At 67.9% G+C, this 18,038-nt stretch carries 19 protein-coding genes; 9 read left to right on the forward strand and 10 right to left on the reverse strand.

Annotation, left to right across the window (positions count from 1 at the left end; all coding sequences use genetic code 11):
- The first annotated feature begins 11 nt into the window (after positions 1 to 11).
- Complete coding sequence (locus KLK06_RS24755; protein ID WP_214637944.1) at positions 12 to 446, forward strand: hypothetical protein; 435 nt, start codon at positions 12 to 14, stop codon at positions 444 to 446.
- Here the strand turns inward: KLK06_RS24755 and KLK06_RS24760 are convergent.
- Positions 368 to 1,087, reverse strand: coding sequence for a DUF4429 domain-containing protein (locus KLK06_RS24760; protein ID WP_214637945.1), 720 nt, complete (start codon positions 1,085 to 1,087; stop codon positions 368 to 370). The genes KLK06_RS24755 and KLK06_RS24760 overlap by 79 nt on opposite strands.
- 484 nt (positions 1,088 to 1,571) lie before the next feature.
- Here KLK06_RS24760 and KLK06_RS24765 point away from each other — a divergent pair, with 484 nt between their 5' ends.
- Entirely contained in the window at positions 1,572 to 2,987 is a 1,416-nt protein-coding gene (locus KLK06_RS24765; protein ID WP_214637946.1) for a hypothetical protein, read from the forward strand.
- 50 nt (positions 2,988 to 3,037) lie between these two features.
- Here the strand turns inward: KLK06_RS24765 and KLK06_RS24770 are convergent, their stop codons facing one another.
- The 4 genes from KLK06_RS24770 to KLK06_RS24785 all read right to left on the reverse strand — a co-directional run bounded on the left by KLK06_RS24770 (position 3,038) and on the right by KLK06_RS24785 (position 5,798).
- Positions 3,038 to 3,382, reverse strand: coding sequence for a hypothetical protein (locus tag KLK06_RS24770; RefSeq protein WP_214637947.1), 345 nt, complete (start codon positions 3,380 to 3,382; stop codon positions 3,038 to 3,040).
- 6 nt (positions 3,383 to 3,388) lie between these two features.
- A complete protein-coding gene (locus tag KLK06_RS24775) occupies positions 3,389 to 3,862 on the reverse strand; it encodes a hypothetical protein (protein ID WP_214637948.1) in 474 nt (157 codons plus the stop codon).
- Between the two features lie 224 nt (positions 3,863 to 4,086).
- Positions 4,087 to 4,848, reverse strand: coding sequence for a damage-inducible protein (locus tag KLK06_RS24780; RefSeq protein ID WP_214637949.1), 762 nt, complete (start codon positions 4,846 to 4,848; stop codon positions 4,087 to 4,089).
- Between the two features lie 23 nt (positions 4,849 to 4,871).
- A complete protein-coding gene (locus tag KLK06_RS24785) occupies positions 4,872 to 5,798 on the reverse strand; it encodes a DJ-1/PfpI family protein (RefSeq protein WP_308168434.1) in 927 nt (308 codons plus the stop codon).
- A gap of 318 nt (positions 5,799 to 6,116) precedes the next feature.
- On the opposite strand from KLK06_RS24785, the gene KLK06_RS24790 reads away from it, so the two are divergent.
- On the forward strand, positions 6,117 to 6,605 hold the full coding sequence (locus tag KLK06_RS24790) for a DUF5946 family protein (protein WP_214637950.1): 489 nt from the start codon (positions 6,117 to 6,119) through the stop codon (positions 6,603 to 6,605).
- A gap of 92 nt (positions 6,606 to 6,697) precedes the next feature.
- On the opposite strand, the gene KLK06_RS24795 is transcribed toward KLK06_RS24790, so the two are convergent.
- Positions 6,698 to 7,681: a LysR family transcriptional regulator gene (locus KLK06_RS24795; protein ID WP_308168424.1), complete on the reverse strand. Its 984-nt coding sequence runs from the start codon at positions 7,679 to 7,681 to the stop codon at positions 6,698 to 6,700.
- 36 nt (positions 7,682 to 7,717) lie between these two features.
- Here KLK06_RS24795 and KLK06_RS24800 point away from each other — a divergent pair, with 36 nt between their 5' ends.
- The 5 genes from KLK06_RS24800 (at position 7,718) to KLK06_RS24820 (ending at position 13,339) form a co-directional block, all read left to right on the forward strand.
- Positions 7,718 to 8,227 (forward strand): nuclear transport factor 2 family protein, encoded by a 510-nt coding sequence (locus KLK06_RS24800; RefSeq protein WP_214637951.1) that lies wholly within the window; start codon positions 7,718 to 7,720, stop codon positions 8,225 to 8,227.
- A gap of 32 nt (positions 8,228 to 8,259) precedes the next feature.
- Positions 8,260 to 9,567, forward strand: a complete 1,308-nt coding sequence (locus KLK06_RS24805; RefSeq protein ID WP_214637952.1) for an FAD-binding oxidoreductase — start codon at positions 8,260 to 8,262, stop codon at positions 9,565 to 9,567.
- 471 nt (positions 9,568 to 10,038) lie between these two features.
- Positions 10,039 to 10,215, forward strand: a complete 177-nt coding sequence (locus tag KLK06_RS24810) for a hypothetical protein (RefSeq protein ID WP_214637953.1) — start codon at positions 10,039 to 10,041, stop codon at positions 10,213 to 10,215.
- Positions 10,216 to 10,442: 227 nt separating this feature from the next.
- Positions 10,443 to 11,963, forward strand: a complete 1,521-nt coding sequence (locus KLK06_RS24815; protein ID WP_214637954.1) for a hypothetical protein — start codon at positions 10,443 to 10,445, stop codon at positions 11,961 to 11,963.
- A 551-nt stretch (positions 11,964 to 12,514) separates the two neighbouring features.
- On the forward strand, positions 12,515 to 13,339 hold the full coding sequence (locus KLK06_RS24820; RefSeq protein WP_214637955.1) for a class I SAM-dependent methyltransferase: 825 nt from the start codon (positions 12,515 to 12,517) through the stop codon (positions 13,337 to 13,339).
- A 45-nt stretch (positions 13,340 to 13,384) separates the two neighbouring features.
- On the opposite strand, the gene KLK06_RS24825 is transcribed toward KLK06_RS24820, so the two are convergent.
- The 4 genes from KLK06_RS24825 to KLK06_RS62415 all read right to left on the reverse strand — a co-directional run bounded on the left by KLK06_RS24825 (position 13,385) and on the right by KLK06_RS62415 (position 16,713).
- On the reverse strand, positions 13,385 to 13,642 hold the full coding sequence (locus tag KLK06_RS24825; RefSeq protein ID WP_308168435.1) for a DUF1330 domain-containing protein: 258 nt from the start codon (positions 13,640 to 13,642) through the stop codon (positions 13,385 to 13,387).
- Positions 13,643 to 13,790: 148 nt separating this feature from the next.
- Entirely contained in the window at positions 13,791 to 15,245 is a 1,455-nt protein-coding gene (locus KLK06_RS24830) for an MFS transporter (protein ID WP_214637956.1), read from the reverse strand.
- A 26-nt stretch (positions 15,246 to 15,271) separates the two neighbouring features.
- Complete coding sequence (locus KLK06_RS24835) at positions 15,272 to 15,730, reverse strand: MarR family transcriptional regulator (RefSeq protein ID WP_308168425.1); 459 nt, start codon at positions 15,728 to 15,730, stop codon at positions 15,272 to 15,274.
- A 68-nt stretch (positions 15,731 to 15,798) separates the two neighbouring features.
- The gene (locus tag KLK06_RS62415; RefSeq protein WP_308168426.1) at positions 15,799 to 16,713 is read right to left on the reverse strand and encodes a transposase; all 915 of its coding nucleotides are present in this window, start codon (positions 16,711 to 16,713) and stop codon (positions 15,799 to 15,801) included.
- Between the two features lie 625 nt (positions 16,714 to 17,338).
- Here KLK06_RS62415 and KLK06_RS24845 point away from each other — a divergent pair.
- On the forward strand, positions 17,339 to 17,749 hold the full coding sequence (locus KLK06_RS24845) for a hypothetical protein (RefSeq protein ID WP_214637958.1): 411 nt from the start codon (positions 17,339 to 17,341) through the stop codon (positions 17,747 to 17,749).
- The last annotated feature ends 289 nt before the right edge of the window (positions 17,750 to 18,038 follow it).

Below are 18,038 nucleotides of genomic sequence, written 5' to 3' on the forward strand. Positions count from 1 at the left end.
GATCGCGTCTTGTGCCTATTCGCCTGCTCTATCTGATCACGCTTCGAGTGTTCGGCTGGCTGATGTTGCTGGGCCGCGGCCAGGCGTCGAAGGACGCAGAGATCATGGTGTTGCGTCATGAGGTGGCGGTGCTGCGGCGGCAGGTCGGACGGCCGAAGCCGGACTGGGCCGATCGGGCTGTTCTTGCGGCGCTGGCTCAGTGGTTGCCGGCGGTGCTGCGCGGTCATCGGCTGGTCACTCCGGCAACGTTGCTGGCATGGCATCGTCGCTTGTGGCGCAAGGCCCGTGATGCGGGGGCGTTGAACGCGCTGGTGGCCAAGCCGTCCGGGCCGAAGACGCGCACAAAAGTCACATACGGGACAGCAGCTCAGCCTTCCGCCGCGACCTGTTCGATCATGGGAGCTTGTACGGCGGCCAGCACGGCGGCGGCGAAGGGCAGGGAGTGATGCGTGGCTCCCCAGCCAATGCCGAACACCACGGAGGCGGGATCATTGTTGGGGTTGGAGAGGGCCTGGTGCCCACGGATGCGCAGCCGCAACGACCCGCGAGCGTCCTCCAGTGCATGCCAATCGACGCCCTCGATCTCGGTGATCGGGTAACGCCGGTCACCTGCCGCGTACTTGGCCGGGGAAGCTCCGGACGAGAACCAGGTGAAGGTGACAGCCTGCCCGTCGAAGGCGGCCTCACCGTCCCATGCCTTGAAACTACGCGGCACCGAAGGACTGGCGATCAGGAACCGCTCAGCCGGACCGCGCTCGGACAGGGCCGCGCGCACCTCGTCGGCATACTGGTCGGCCAGCGTCTTCGTGGCGGCGGGCAGCACCAGCCGGTACGGATCGAGCGACTCCTGAAGCTGCCCCGTTGCCGCGGACATGACCGGATCGGCTCCCTCCCGGGGAACCACCCGCAACACCACCCTGCCGCGTGCACCAGGCTCCAGCATGACATCGGCCAGCGCGTCGTACGGCACGAACCGCTCACCGAGCTCCATGCTCAGTTTCGACGCCTTACCCGGCTCAGGCGTAATGCGCAGCCCGTCGTCCTCGAACTCCCACGCGCAACCTCGCCCCTTCAGTACGTCACCCATGCAAGCAAGGATAGGTGCCCGAACACTGGCGGCTGCGCAGACGGGCGGCCACCGCGACGAGCCGGGTGGGCCTGCGCACGTCGCTGCGCTACCCGCTCCCATGTCGGCCGCCGAGATGATCGGCTCCCCGCCCCGCTCCAGGGCCGCGACCGTGACGCTCCGTCCAGCAAGCCATCGTCGGATTCGAATACCCCGAAGGCATGGAACTCCTCGCCCTGCTGGCCAGGCAGGATCGCGGGGGCTGGCGGCCGCGACGGCAGGGTCACGAGGCCCGCGAGTCGGAAGTAGCCGGCCTGCCAGGTTCACCACCCAAGTGATCACCCGGGCGACAGGCCACTAGGTTGTCCCGTTCTTCAACGACCGCTTTCCCGGCGTTGTCCGGCCGGTTAGTTTCGATCATTAGATCTGGCATCTGATCGGACCTGCTCGCGGGCGCGATTCATCGCGCCCGCGGTGCGGTCCATGCAGCGGAGGAATCCCCCTGATGCGAGTTGTCCCACTGCTAACCGCGACGGTCGCCATCCTGACCGGCCTGACCAGCTTGGCCACCCCGGCCACGGCACAGGCCAAGCCGGCCGACACCACCCACACGCGACACATCGAGGTCCGCCGCGACCGCCCGGACCCGCGGGTGCCGGTCGTCGTACGAAAGTCCGGCGAGGCACTCATCGACCTGAACGCGTCCGCACCAGGCACCGACTGGGCGTCAGCGGGCGCCGAATCGGCGGTCGTGTCCATCTCGGTCGACAACCGATATGTCACCGACCTCGTGGTCTCCGGCGCCCAGCCCCTTCACCGGCAGCTCGCGCTGGGCCGACTCACCGCAGGGGTGCATCAGCTGCGTCTGCACTACGCCGGCGAGCGCTCCGCCGCGACGAGCAAGTCCGTAGTGGTGGACACGCTGCGAGTCTCGACGTATGCCAAGGAAAGTCCCGAGTACCAGGTGCTGCGGTACGCGCCTGTCGTCTATGGCCGCAACATCGCCGCCCTCGGAACCCCGTACCAGAACGCGACCACCGACACCCCGCTCATCGCCTGGCACGAGTCGGCACCGGCCCCCACACCCGGCCACACGAAGCTCACGTACTCGGTCGTGTGGAGCAACGAGGACGGCGGCACGAACACACCCGCACTGATGGCCCGCTGGGGCCGCACCACCGACATCGAGTGGATCTACAGCGTCGAAGTCGACGCGAACGGCGACCGGGTCGCGGGCAGCGACACCTACCAGGCCCCCGACCACCAGACGCTGCACTTCACCGGCCGGTACGAGAACGACCACGCCCTCCTGCAGACCTGTACCTCGAACAACAACATGTGCGACACCGTGGACGACCCCATGCGGTTCTTCCTGTCGTACCTGCCGACCCTCCCGGCCGACCAGGCCCGCGAGTACCTCATGGACGCCAACCCCTGGACGTACGAGATCATGGCCAAGGAGATGCTCCGCGAGGGCAAGATCGAAGCCCCCTCGGCCACCACACCGACCACGCCCGAGGTGAGCGACCAGCGCAACTACCTGTTCGCGGTGGTCAAGAAGACCACGCAGCCGGCCAACGCGGGGGCGTCCTGGGTCGGCGTCTCGCTCGGCGTACGCCTGGTCAGCGGCGACACCGTCTATCTGTCACACCACCTGGACCCGACCTGGTCCCTCCAGCGCGACGACCCAGCGGCGACCACGGTCGAACTGCCCGCGGGCACCACGGCTGACGACATCGCCGAGGTGACCGCCCACCGCGTCGTGGTCGGCATCGACACCGGCGCCACCGTGCACGTCACCGCGATCAAGCGCGGCTTCCTCCTCGGCCAGAACTACCTCCCCCAGCAGTCGTTCCTGACCTGGAACGGCGACGTCACCCTCGACAGCACCACCACCTCGGCTGTCCTCTGGCACCGCTGACCCCACCACGTGGCGGGCGCCGGATCGGCGCCCGCCTGCTGGATCGCACGCTAAATGAAGGCGAGCGTCACCATCCAGCACAGCAGCGCACCGAACGCGGTGACCAACCCGACCCGGATCCAGTGCGTGGCGAGCAGCAGACGCAGCAGCCGGCGGTCATTTCGACGGCTGAGGCGGATCTGGAGCGGCGCCCAGTACGTCGCGGTCGCGGCCAGCATGGCCGCCTCGACGGCGAGCGCGAGCCAGACGGCCCCAGCCCGGCACGTATGGCGACCGCAGGACGATGAGCAACACCGCGCCCAGGAGGGCGCTCCGCTGTGCGTGGTGAACAGGTTGACCAGCAGAACCAGCAAGGAGGCGGTCTCAACGCCGGCCGCGATCCGCAGTGTGCGCATGTCAGGTCACGCTCCCGTGGCCGCGCCGGGACGTACGATCATCAAAACGACGACGACCGCCCACAGCAGGTTGTAGCTGCCGGCGAGCATGGACAGCGTGCGCAGCCGGTCGGGGTCGCCGGATCCGGCGAGCGCGTCGCGCTGGCGCGGATAGATCTGCAGCGCCAGCAGGACGCCCGCGGCGGCGGTGAGGGCAATGGCGACGGTGATCCAGATCTCGCCACTGCGGCCCTGGACGAAGGCCAGGACGATACCGGCGGCCGGCACGATCAAACCGAACGCGCTATAGCCACGGGTGATGCGGTGCAGCGCGACGGCCACAGCGCGATTGCGTTCTTGCGCGGCTTCCGGCACAGGCGCGCCGACTGTGACGTCGGCGACAACCGGGAGATAGCGGGGAAACAGGCTCGTCGCGACCGCCGAGCCTCCGACGAACACGATGCCGGCCAGGACATGCACCGACAGCAACAAATGTTCCATGGGTTGTCTCTCTCTGGTTCAGGGCGCCTGGTGCTCAGCACGCAAGCATCAGGCGCCCTGATCGAGGGTCTAGGTAGCGAAGCGCGAGCCTGGTCGCTCGCTCTCCGGAAGGTTGTGCGGATCATCTGACATATGACGTATGACAACGTCGATCTGAATCAGCCACGTATGTTCATGGGCTCGGACAAGGGCAGCGGCTCAATGAGCCGTGCTGAGACGCGCCGTCAGTCGTCCCAGCCGCTGGCGTCGAGGAAGCCCTGCCAGGTGATGTACGGAGCCTCGGGATGCCGCTGGTGCAGGATCTCGCCAGGCAGGGTCATGGGCGGCGCCTTGCGCGGATCGGCGAGGCCCTGCGCGATGATGGCGTCGGTCAGGACGCGGGCGCCACCGTGGCGGGGATAGACGGCGTGCACGCGATCGGCATATCCGGCGGGCAGCTCCTCGGGGCCGCCGGTCAGGTCCAGCCCGATGCCGTTCTGGGCGACCGTGATCTCCGGCGGGCGCCGGCGAGCGAATACCGGCGACTGGTGGAACCCGCTGGAGGTGTGCAAAGCGATGCCGTCCCAGACGGTGTCGATGCGCCGGTCGGTGATGCCGTGCTCCTCCAGGAACCGGGCGGCGAAGTCGGCACCGTCGATCTCGAACCGCTGGCCGGTGTCGGCGCGTTCGGTCAGTCCCATGTCGTGCAGCACGCAGATGAGGAACATGACTTCGGCGTTGTAGTCGTGGCCCGGCCGAAGACCGGACTGCGCGGCGGCCGCTCGGCCGAACAGGAAGCTGCGCAGGCTGTGATTGCGCAGGTACGGCTCCTGCGCGTCCGTCACCAGCCGGTGGGCCGCCTGGGCGATACGCGTGGTGGGAAAGGACAGGTCAGCGTTCTGATCCCCGGCGTCGGCGGCGGAAGCACCAGGCATACCGACCGTCAGACCCGCCAGGCCGGCGAGACCGGCTCCCAGTAACGTGCGGCGGGGCAGGAAAGAGCTCATACGGTCTCCTTGAGACAGTCATGTCATTGGATGAATGAGATGGCGCGGGAGGTGCGGAAGCGTTGGCGATACTCGGTCGGGGTCGTGCCGAGCACGTGCAGGAACGCCCGGCGCATCGACTCATCGGAGCCGAAACCACAGCTACGGGCGACCGAGGCCACCCCGACGGCACTGGTCTCCAGAAGGACCTGCGCCGCCTCCACCCGGACCCGCTCGACGTACTGACCGGGGGTGAGCCCGACCTCACGACGGAACAACCGGGTCAGATGACGCTCGCTCACCGCGGCACGGGCCGCCATCGCGGCGAGGCTGTGGTTCGCCGCCGGTTCGACCGCGACCGCGTCCAGGAGCCGCCGCAACGCGGGGTGGCGTGGCGTGGCGACGGCCTGACGAACGCTGAACTGCGACTGGCCGCCAGGGCGTTGCAGGAACACGACCATGTATTTCGCCACCGCCCGCGCGACGTCCGAACCGTGGTCCTCCTCGACCAGGGCGAGCGCCAGATCGATCCCGGCGGTGACCCCGGCCGAGGTCACCACCGGCCCATCACGAACGTAGATCGCATCGGGCTCCACGGTGACCCGTGGAAACCGGGACGCCAGATCAGCGCAGGCGGCCCAGTGCGTCGTGGCCCGCCGCCCATCGAGCAGCCCCGCCTCCGCCAGCAGCAACGCACCCGTGCACACCGAGGCCACCCGACGCGCGCGATGACCGATCTCGCGCAGCAGGCTCAGGTACGCCGCGTCAGGGCGGTCACCGTCGGGGGGCGCGTATCCCGGCACCAGCAACGTGTCGACCGGCCCCTCGACATCGCCCAGAGCCAGGTCCGCCCCCAAAGGCACACCGATGTCCGTGCGTACGGGCCGCCCATCTACGGAAGCAAGCCGTATCTGGTAGCCGCCGGACCCATGCAGAACTTGCACTGGTCCGGCTACGTCCAGCAGCACCACCCCGTCATAGACGGCCACAACCACATCTCCCACCCCACCAGCCTCGCCGCCCCCGGAAAAGTCCACAAGGACGACTAGCCCACAGATCCGGACATTGCGGGTGCGTTCAAATTATTATCCCAAGCGAAAAGCAGTCCTTCGCGAATCCGGTATTCTGGAATATCAGGGAGTAATTAAAGTTTCACCCAACGGCTCCCCACACAAATTCACTGACACCGAGTTTCGGGTCTTCGTACAGGTAGTAAACGACCGAGAAGTCGCCGGCCCGACGCCGAAATCTGTCGACAACGCTGTCGCCGGCCACCTATGTTGCAGACCATGACAGATAGCTCCAGCATGAGTCAGTGCGACTGCGGTGCGATTGCCGGCCCGCTGGGCGTGTGCGTGGACTATTACCACGGAATCCTGGCCGAAGAGCAGGCCGATCCTCAGATGTACAGGTGGCACGCGCCTGTGGTCTGCGCGTATCTCCTTCAGCATCCTTCCAGAGCTCATGAGAAGTACCTTGACGGTCAGTTCCGCCAACTACAGCTCTACGTGGACAAGGGCATTGACGCGCTGCTTCGCGTGGCGGCTCATCAGGTGGCGCGCAACAGGCGCGGGACGCAGTCGGGCTACGACATGGCGCCGTTGGCGGCATACGCGCCGCTCCCGCCGGATCGACCTCCTGGGCACTTCCGCGCTACGTTCTGCGAATTGCCGTTCAGGGACGGCAGCTTCGTGTCTGATGGGCATCTGGCATACGGACACCGCATCGAAACCATCGCCGAAGCGACTGTGGAGTCCTGGAGATCCGCTCAAGCCTGATGCGCAAAAACTCGCGCGACATTATCCGCGCCTACTGCTCCAGCGGCGCACCTTGTCCGTCTTCGGCACGAGCACCCGCTGGCAGCGGCCGTTCATGAAGAAGTGACCAGGTCGTGAGCGGCCTCGGCGAAGGCGCGGACCCGGGCGGTGGCGCCATCGGCCCGCCACAGCAGCCCCCATCGCAGCGGCGGGGCATCGCTGATGCGGACGTAGGCGACGTCGGGGCGCGCGTAGTAGCGCCTGGCCTGGGCTCCGACGGGGAAAGCGCCGTGCCCGGCGCCGATGAGGGTGAGCATCTCGTTGAACGTCGAGGCCGCGGGTCCCGGCTCGATCGGTCGTCCGCTGGGGGTGGTATGCGGGGTACGGTCCTGTCGCAACGAGACGGGCAGGGTGTCCGGCAACTGGAGCAGCTTCACCCTGGCCAGATCGTCGAGCGAGATCGACGTACGGCGGGCGAACGCATGCTGGGACGGCACGGCCAGCATGCGCGCCTCGGACACCAGCACCGGACCGGTGACGATGCCCGGCTCCTCGATGGGGAACGTCCCCAGCGCCAGGTCGATCTGGCCGTCACGCAGCCAAGGCATGAGATCGACCATCTGCGCTTCACGAAGCTGAACCTCGCAGTCCGGCAGACGCCGGCGGAACAACTCGGCGGCCCCGGCGAGCAGTTGCCCGCCCGCCGCACCGACGAAGGCCACCCGCAAGGTGCCGGTCAGGCCGCGGCCGGCGTCGATCGCCCGCGCGAATGCGGCGGCGATCTGGTCCCAGGCGGGCCGGACCTCCTCATATAGCTGGCGCCCCGCCCGCGTCAGCTCCACGCGACGGCTGGTACGGGTGAACAACGGCACCCCGGTCCGGCGCTCCAGCTTGGCGATCGTCTGGCTGATCCGGGCGGTCGACACGCGCAGCCGCTCAGCGGTACGGCCGAAGTGCAGTTCCTCGGCCAAGGTCAGGAACGCGTCCAGTTCATGCCGCTCGAGCATCTCACCCCCCAGATCGTTAACCGCTGCTTCACGATCCTTCCACAGGGCCGCGTTGATCGGCCCCTCGCGCCAGACGAAAGTGGTCCGCACCAGCCACCTCCTCTCTGAACCGCATGGGAGCAAGCCATGTACGTCACCGCTGAACGTGCCCTCTCCGCCCTGCCGAACGACGCGAACGCCCTCGTCCAAGAACTGCGGGACCGCGCCGAGATCCTGGACGCGCTGTACCGTTTCGGCCTGGGCCAAGACCTCAAGGACAAGGCCCTGTTCGCCTCCGCCTTCGCCGCCGAAGCGGAACTCGACTTCCGCCCCGCCGCCGCCAAGTGGGGCGGCCGGCCACCGGTGATGTCCGGACGGGACACGATCACCGACACCATCCTGGCGATGTTCACCGGCCGGGTGGACACCACCCACCAGGTCACCAACCCCCGCATCACCATAAACGGGGACACTGCGCGGCTGACCGCCCTGGTGGAGGCCCAGCATCTGCTCGCCGCCGACCACGCCGTCTTCGCCCTGCTGAAGAACCCCTACGAGGCCGATCTGGTCCGCGACGACGACCGCTGGGTCATCCGCCGCCTGCGCATCGACAACGCCTGGTACACCGGCGACCCCACCGCGATCTTCGGCGCCTGACGAGCACCCCTGCCACCGAGTTCGGAGGAAAAATGAGCAACAAGCTGAACGACCTGCGCGCTCTCGTCCGAGGACGCATCCTGCTCCCCGGAGACGACGGCTTCGACCAGGCCCGGCGCCCCTGGAACCTGGCCATCGAACAGTCGGTTCCCGCCGTGGTGGAAGTGGCCGACGCCGACGACGTCGCGGCCGTGGTCCGCTATGCCCATGCCCGCGGCCTGGCCGTTGCGACCCAGCCCAACGGCCACGGCGCCACCCCGGACCTCGACGGCGCCATCCTGCTGCGCACCCGGCGGCTGAACACCCTGGAGATCGACCCCGCCGCCCGGCATGCCCGCATCGGCGCGGGCCTGTCCTCGGGCAGCCTCCAAGCCGCCGCCGCGCCGCATGGCCTGACCGGCCTGCCCGGCAGTTCCCCGGTCGTCAGCGTCGCCGGCGTCGCCCTCGGCGGCGGACTGAGCTGGTTCGGCCGCAAACACGGCTGGGTCGCCGACCACGTCACCACCTTCGACATCGTGGACGCCGAAGGCCGGCAGCGACGGCTCACCGCCGACACCGACCCCGACCTGTTCTGGGCCCTGCGCGGCGGTGGCGGCTCCTTCGCCATCGTCACCGCCCTCGAACTCGCCCTCCACCCCGCTCCGCACCTGTACGGAGGGCGCATGTCATGGGCCGCCCAGCACGCCCCGGACGTGATGGACGCCTACCGCCGGATCACCGCCACCGCCCCCGACGACCTCACCCTCTGGCTGGACCTGCTGCACTTCCCCGGCTCCGCACCCATGATCACCATCGACGCCACCTATCTCGGCCACGCCGCCACGGCCCGCGCCCTGCTCAGCCCCCTGGACCACCTGCCCCACCCCCTCACCGACAGCAGACGTCCCATGACGGTCACCGAACTCAGCACCATCACTGCCGAACCCACCGACCCCGGCGCGGGCTCCTCACGTGGCGAACTGCTCACCGACCTGGATGACCGGGTGGCGAAGACCCTGCTGGCCGACCCCATCGCCCCGCTGATGAGCGTGCAGATACGCCACCTCGGCGGTGCTTTCGCCCTCCCCTCCGAGACTCCCCATGGCCCGCTGACCGAGCCCTACGCGCTCTACCTGTTCGGCGTCCCAACCGACCCGGCGACCGCGGCGGCCGTCACCGCCAGACAACGCGCACTCACCGACGCCCTACCCGTCAGCGGACGCAAACCCTTCACCTTCCTCAGCCCAGGCGAGACACCGGCCGACGCCTTCACGCCTGCCGCATTGGATCGCCTGCGCGACCTCAAACGCCACCACGACCCGTACAACACCCTCCGTGCCAACTTCCCCATCCTCAGCTGAACGCATCCATCCATCCTCCGTCTCCAGCAAGACGCCATCGACACCCTCAGCACCACCCTCGACGAACCGCCAAGCACCAAGCGGCGACGGCCTCCATCCGCCGACGTTGCCCACTTCTCTCCTACGGCATCAGCGGCTTGAACGCACCTTCGGCAATTTGCCCGCGGGCACAACGGCTGACGACATCGCCGAAGTGACCGCCCACCGCGTCGTCGTCGGCACCGACACGCCAGTAACGGGCGGTCGTTTTGGCGCTCTAGGCATAATATGGCCGTCCTTTAAGATGCTTTCGGCACAGTGATTCGCTGCGGAGATCTCGGCTAAGAGCACGTCTTGACCGTCTCGATCACCGAATATACGCTGCATCCAAATTATGGCCCGCCTTTATCATCTCTTCGGCCGTCACTAAGGATGTGGTGTCGATGGCTGCCAGCCCGGAGACTGGGGCAGCGGTGCCATACGCCGTACCGGATGTTCCTGCTGCCCCCGACGTTCGCGGGCGTGCTACGTGAGGTGGTGGACGCGGCCCGCACTGACGGCCGCCACGAGCTGCGGGACTGCTGGCATGTCGTGCTCCCCACCGCCCGCCCCACGCTGGCGATCCTCGCCAGCTTCGGCTTCATCTCGGTCCGGAACAACCTCGTCTGACCCTTAGTGGTGCTGAACGACTCCTCGAAGTACCCGATCGCGCTCGGGGTCGCCTGCCTGTGCCGGGATCACCGGCACAGATGTCCGCACGCTCGCCGCCGGGACGATCATCTGGATCATCCGGTCGTGGTCATCCCCATGCTCATGCAACGTCACGTCCTCGAAGGCACGCGCGGCGCGGTAAAAGGCTGACGCCGCCCTCCCTCCCACCCCCCGGAGATGGTCGAATGAAGCTGTCCCGCAGGCGAATGTTCAGCAACCTGATCGTGGCCGCCGCACTAGTGCTGCCCGCTCCGGTCGCCGCCGAGAGCGTGTGGCTCACCAAGTACAAGGCGCTCGAGGCGCAGATCGGCCAAGCCGCCTACACCGATCCGAACAGCGCGAACCTGGCATGGAACGAGAGCTACATCATGCGTAGCTACCTCGACGTCTACGCCGCGACTCGGGACACCGCCTGGCTGGACAAGATCGTCACACATGCGGACACGATCATCGTGAACGCCGACGATGTCGACGGCGACGGCTTCCGCGGCTGGGGCACGAGCCAGTATTCACCGCCCGAACTGGCCAATCCGGGCTTCGAGACGGCGGCTTCCGGCGATGCCACCCTGCCCGCCAACTGGAGCAGGTTCCAGGACACCGGGAGCCATGTCTACCGGACGACGGATGTTCCCGGAAGCAGCACGGGCACCCAGTCCGTGCGAGTGGTGTCCGATCAGACGAAGTGGAAGAAGCTCCGACAGAAGATCGGCGCAAGTTACGAGGGCGGCACCAGGCATGTCCTGCGAGGCTGGGGCAAGCGCACCGGCTCGGTCGTCGGGCGCGTCGTACTGCGGGACGCGTCCACGACGCTGTGCATGCTGGAGTACACCACCAGCACCTGGACGCTGAAGCAGACCACCTGCGACATTCCGGCCGGGCGGTCGCCGGAGGTGTGGCTGGAGCATGCCTCGTACACAGTCAGCGGCTCCGCCTATTTCGACGATGTCCGGCTCAGCGGGATTTTTCCCTACATCGTGCACGACGGCATGATCGGCATACCGATCGCAGAATTCATCAGACTCGTCGCCAAGAATCCAGCTTTATCGGGATATAGCGCTAAAGCTGCCGCCTACCAGACGTTCCTGGAGACCGAGATCATCCCCCGCTGGGAACAGAGCGCCTACCTCGGCAACACCTGGAACGGCACTTCCTACCAGCAGCCACCCAACGTCGACACCTTCAGCCACACCAGGGTCTCCAACGACCTGCCCTTCAACATGTCCCTGGCATTCGCCAACCTGCTCACGATCCTGCACGAGGTCAACGGCAACCCCGCCTACCTTGCCAGAGCCACCAAAATCGCCCAATGGACCAAAAGCAAGCTCACCAACTCCGCCGACGCCTACATCTGGAACTACAGCCCCTACGCCACCCAGAAAGAGGACCTGTCGCACGGCAACGTAGATCTGTCCGCCTTCGTGGAGTTCTACCGACGCGGTCAGGTCTTCACGGCCGCGGACATGACCGCCTTCAAGAACACCCTCACAACCAAGATGTGGAACGGCTCCGCCACCGCCCCCGTCTTCTCCCTCTACGTCGACGGCACAGGAGTGCCCAACGGCGTCGACTACTTCCTGCACTCCTGGCTGGAACTCACCGAGTTCGACAGACAGGTATGGACGCTCACCGCCACCAAGTACACGACATTCACCCCCACGAACGCCCCGCACCTCATCACACTGGCACGCCTGCTGACATGGGAATGAGACCGTAGCTCGTTACGGCGGCCAGAACCTGTCGGCATGGTGCCCACGGGTCGAACAGCCGCGGCGTTTGTGCGCATGGCCGCTCACCCACTGCGGTGGCGGCTGCCGACTGAGTCGGCGGCAAGCGACTATCGGGTCCGCGAGTTCCACTGCGCATCTGCCTGCTTGGCAAGCCATCGATCGCTTTCGTCGACGATCTACTTGTCCGGCCCGTTTCGGGTGCGTCGGATGAACCGCCTGCCGCCCGTGTGGCACAGTTCGTAGAAGGGGCTGCTGCACTCACACGTCCACGCGACGACCCGCACCTCCCGGCCGGTGTCGATTGGCACGTTCCACGCCACCTGCTCAACGTGCGACTGCGCCGGGGACGGGCGGGCGCTGATGCAGTGCGGAGGAAACCACGCCTGATCAACCGTCCAGGACACTCCGAAGCACCTCACTCTGCGCCCTCACATCCTTACCGCACAGGCAGACGTGCCGCTTTTCGTGGACATCTCCGCCGACTCCCCGCCGCGCTCGCCACGGCCCGTCAGGACACCGTCACGGCGGCCATGGCACCGCTGGCCGAGATGTTCGCCGACGCCGGCGGCATGGTCCAGCTGAGCCGTGAGCAGGCTCGCGGCCGGGCCGACGACTTCGAGATCATCGAGTACATCCTGCGCGGTCAGCCCGGAGGCGTACCCGGCACCTGGGGCCACCACTTCGACGACTACCTCCTGCACGCTCCCATCACCGACCAGCACCGCAACAAGATTGCCCACCAGGCCGCACTCATCGAGTCCGCACTCGGGAGCGACCCGGCGGACGTCCCGAGCACGGCCCCCGCGCGCGCCACCGGCCGCCGCATCCTGCTGATAGCGTCCGGAGGCGCCGCCGACCTGCGCCGGGTCGACCCGGCTCTCCTGCACCCCGCCGACCGCCTGGTCCTCAACGACGTCGACCCCGACGCCCTCCAGTACGCCCTCACGCACCTGCCGCCCGCGACCCGCGCCCAGACCGCCGCGGCCCCCGGCAACGTCCTGCGCACCGCCGCCCACCTGGCCGCCGACCACGGCCCCTTCGACCTGGTCCTGGCCGGAGGCCTCTTCGACTACCTCGAAGAACGCTTCGCCCGAGCCCTGATCCGCACCACTCTGTCCCGCCTGTGCCGCCCCGGAGGCACGTTCTACTTCTCCAACATCGCGACCCCGAGCCCCTACGCCGCCCTGATGACCCACATCAGCCGCTGGAACCTCGTCGAACGCACCCCCGCCGACATCGAGGCCGACGTCCGTGCCGCCGCGCCGCCGGGAACCGTCGCCGGACTGGACATCACCGCCGATGCCACTGGCCTGACGCTGTTCGCGACGGTGCGGCGCGCTGACGAGCCGGGGTGATCCCCGCAGCCGGCATCGTGTTCGTCGCCGACGCAGCATCGGTCGTCAGTCGAGGCCTTCGATGATGCGGAAGTCGCGCTCGACGCCGTCAGCAAGTGCGGCCAGCGCCTCCTGGTAGGCCGCACTCGCATGTGCGGCGACCGCCTGTTCGAAGCTGTCGAACTCGATCAGGACGGTGCGCTCGGCGATTCCGGCGTCGTGTGCGACGACCCGGCTGCCGCGGGCGAGCAGCCGCCCGCCCGCGGCCTCGACGGCTGGACCAGCCAGCTTGTTGTAGGCAGCCAGCTTCTCGGGGTCCGCAATCGTGCGGTAGGCGCTGACTCAATAGCCCTTGACCACGGTACCTCCTGTGTTCGGAATTGATGCTCAGAAGCATGCTCAGATCCATGGCCAGCGCGCTGTGGGTCAGCGAGCCGACGGAGACGGCGTCGAAGTCGGACGGCTTCGATCCTCAGCTTCCGGTTCGACTCGACCGGCCCAGGCCCGGCACACCGACTGGGGCTGTGATCGGATTGGTCTCGGGTGAGCGTCGGCGGGCGAGGGCGAGGCTGGCCATCGTCGTGATCGCCATCGCGGCGACGCCGACCAGCGCCGCGGTCGTGTAGGCGTCGTCGTTCGGGAAGAGGCGGCCCGTGGCGGTGCCGGCGGCCAGGACCAGACCGCCGATGGCGCTGCCCAGGGAGTACCCGACGCTGCGGACGACGTAGTTGAAGCTCATGGCGCTCGACGTCTCGCTCTTGGGGGTGACGGCCAGGATGACGCCGGGCATGACGGCCGAGAAGCTGCCGACGCCGAAGCCCAGCACGCCCATGGCCGCGAGCAGTTCGGCCAGGTTGGACCGGGCGGTGGCGAACAGGACGAACCCGCCGCCGACGATGGCGGCGCTGCCGGCCAGGAGCAGGGGGCCGTCGATCCGTTCGCGGACCCGCGGCGTGAGCTTGCCGGCGACGAACCCCAGCACGGAGAACGGGATGAGGACCAGCCCCGCCACGAAGGTGGTCAGCCCGAAGCCGTAGCCGGCGCTGTGCGGCGTCTGCGCGTAGCGGGTGATGAGCGTGAGCAGGAGGTACATGCCGCTCCCGCCGACGAACATGGCGATGTTCGCCCCGGCGACCGCCGGGTGCCGTACCGCCCGGACGTCGACCAGGGGCGTCTTGGTTCGCAGTTCGGAAACGGTCCAGACGCAGAGCAGGAGTACGGCGGCGACGGCAAGGGTCACCGCCACGGCGAGGTGTCGGCTCCACAGGCTCCTCTCGCCGGCCAGGAACAGGACGAGGAGCAGTCCACCCGCCAGGACGAGCGCACCGGCCACGTTCACGTGAGCGGAGCGGCCTTCGGGAGCTGCGGGCATGGAGCGCCACGCGGTCACGAAGGCGATGGCGGTGACGAGCAGGCCGAGGCCGTAGGCGGCCCGCAGTCCGCCGAACTCGGCGAGCAGCGCGGCCAGCGGGTAGCCGACGCCGGCTCCGATGATGGAGACCACTGAGATCAGGGCGATCGTGGCCGCGCTGCGCTCCTCGGGGAGATGGTCGCGGGCCACGCCCATCATCAGCGCCGTGAGACCGAGTCCGACGCCTTGGGCCGCTCTGCCCACGAGCAGCCAGGCGAACGGCAGCGGCAGCACGGTGAGCGCGCTGCCGACGACGACGATCGCCAGCGTGGCGAGAATCGTGGCCCGCCGGTGCGGACCGGCTCCGAGCCGGCCGAGGACGGGTGTGGCGACGGCGCCGCTGAGCAGGGCGATGGTCAGCGTCCACTGCGCGCTGTCGAGGGAGACGTGGAACGTGGTCGCCACGCTCGTGATGAGCGGCGTCCCGAGGCTGGCGACCGCCGCCACGACCAGGGCGATGAACATCAGGGCGGGGACCAGCAGACGTGCCTCGGAACGTATCAGGGCAGTGCTCATGGGCTGGTCATGAGCCTGGGCCGCGGTCACCGGTCCGACTCCTGTCGGGCGTGGCTTTCGAGCTCCGCCAGATGCAGCAGCGCCGGAAGGGCTGCTGCCAAGGCCTCGACCTCGTCACCGGTGAGTTCGTCGATCAACCGCGTGTACGCGTCGACGCCCGCCTGGCGTCGCGTCCGGACGTACGACGCGCCGGCCTCGGTCAGGCACACCAGCGTGACCCGCTTGTCGGACGGATCGCCCTTCCGCTCGACCAGCCCGGATTCCTCCATCACCCGGACCAGGACGGTCATCGCGGGCTGGGTGACGCCCTCGGCCACCGCCAGATCGGTGATCCGTCGCGGGCCGGTCTTGTCCAGGGTGGCCAAGGTGGCGGCGGACGTCAGGCTCATGTCGCGGGGAAGGCGTCTCACGGCCCTGGTGGCCAGACCGTAGAGGGCTGACCCGATGGCATCGGAAGCGCCGTGCGCGGCGTCTCGGCGACTCACGCCTGAAGCATAGCAGCTTTATATGAATCCTTTATGCATCTCCCGATCAGGGTTCGGCGATACTTGACTTACAACGCGTTCGCGTAAAGATGAACGGCGTCGGTTTTGATCGCCCTGTTGATCCCTTCGGAGGCGGCGTTGGTGACGCCGGTCGTGATCGCGGCGAGGATCTGCGGCCACCACGTGCTGACGTGCGGCAGCGAGTCGCGCACCGCTGCTTTGAACACGGTGCACATGTCGATCGCGACCACCTGGACCCCGGCCCGCCACTGGCGAGTCTGAGCGCCGATCCACGCCGACACACTCGCCGCGGTGCGGCCCTCGACCTGCCCCAGCAGCCCGGCACCGCCGACCAGGTCAACCAGCCCGACATGCCACCGGTCGGCGACGACTTCCCAGATCTCACCGCCGTCGGGCGCCTCGACCAGGCGGAACTTCGCCTTCCCGCGTCGGGTCTCGTCGATCCCCAGGTGCGTCACCGGCGGCGTGTCCTTCGGCAGCGCAGCCGCGGCCGTGAACGCGGTGTTCGCCACCGGCCACGACACCTCGAAGTCGCGCGCGGCCTGCACCACCGTCCGTCCGCGGTCGGCGACCGCTTCCCCGACCGAGGTACGCAGCCGCGACGTCAACCGCGACCGCGGTGGGATCGACGGCAGCGCCTCGGTGAACGTCTTGCGCCGGCACTGCTCGTTGACGCACCGCCATCGGCGTTTGGTCCAGGTCAGACCGGTTCGCCGCCCGGCCACGGGCAGGTCCCGCGGACGAGTGCGTACCCAGGAGTGCGGCCGCCCGGACCGCACCCCACAGTCGGGACAGCATCGGGCCTGCTCATCGCAGGTGACCGGGCCAGCATCGGAATGTCGTCGGCGCCGACCTCGACGCCGACCACCTCCACCCCGACCAAGCCGAACAGCCGCGTCGTATGTTGGACAAGCCCGTGGCCCTTCACGTGATCCTTCAAGCGTCGCAACTCGAAGAATCACAGAGCGTCACGGGCGTTCTGCACCCGTCAAGACCCTGACAGCGGACCGTGCCCACCGGGCACGGTTAAGTTCGAAGACCCGCCAAGGTACGGCGCAAGGGCGGCGCGGTCGACGTCATCGTCTGGCGCACCCCCACCGCCCGGCTGCTGCCCCGCTTGCTCGACGCTCACCGACCGGCGCGCCCGCGTCCCGCTGCCGCCGGCCGACATCGACCCCGGCACCGGCCGGGCCCGGCTGTCCTACCGGCGCGCCGCCGCGCTGGCGGCCGTCCAGCAGTCGGTCACCACGGTGACCGCAGCCGCCGTAGGCCGGCCTCCACCCCCGCTCAGCGCCACGGCGTAACCCAGCACGCGCGCCCCCCTCGCCTATCGACGCGCGGGAGGAGCCCCACGCCGGGGAGCATTACCGCTCGACAGGAGGACCCCTCGCACACCCCTGCCGCCGACCCCTCTCCTACACGCGCACGCGCGTAGGAGGGCCGGACCGATGTTCACGCGGCGCGGGTTGAACATCCGCGCGGACATCCCGTGAACATGTCCGCGAACGAGACCCGGATCCCCGCCCGGCAGGGACAACTGCCTGCCCGCTCGGCATTCGCGCGAGGCGAGCCGGGAACACCAGCGTCGTGGAGATCGCCTTACGGGCGCAGCGAGCGGGCGCGTCTCTGGCGCGCTGGCTGGCGCCCTGGACGTTCGTCGACTGGTCGGCGGCGCGGGTCACCTCCGAACTGACCCGCGCAGTGGTCGCCTGGGGAGTGGCTCACCGATGGCGGGTACGGCGGGAAGTGCCCAGCCTCGCCGGGCTGCCCGGCGATCACCCAGACCGGCCGGGTTACCTCGACGTGGTGTGCGAACGCCTGGACGGACCGCCGATCGCCATCGCCATCGCCATCGAGATCGAGATCGAGATCGAGATCGAGATCGAGATCGAGATCGAGATCGAGATCGAGATCGAGATCGAGATCGAGATCGAGATCGAGATCGAGATCGAGATCGAGATCGAGATCGAGATCGAGATCGACCGGACCGTGCCATGAAAGTGTGAATTTGGGTTACTTCCATGGCACGCTGTACTCCGCTGTAGTGCAACAGGTCACTCCAACTCGGTTATCCAGGATCGGAGGTCCTCAGAGTCATGGAGATAACTGTCTGGCCCATCCTTAAGATCGGCTCCGGACAGCGTTTGCAGAGAATCCCAGACAACCATATCCGATATCTTTGCATCCTCTAGATCTAGCATTAGCCGCTCGGCCCACGAGGAAACATCCTCTCGGGTACGACGCCCTTCTATCATGTCTTTGATCGCGTTGCGCATGGTGTCGCGCG

The organism is Nonomuraea sp. NEAU-A123, assembly GCF_018603905.1.
In the GTDB taxonomy this organism is placed as follows: Bacteria; Actinomycetota; Actinomycetes; order Streptosporangiales; family Streptosporangiaceae; genus Nonomuraea.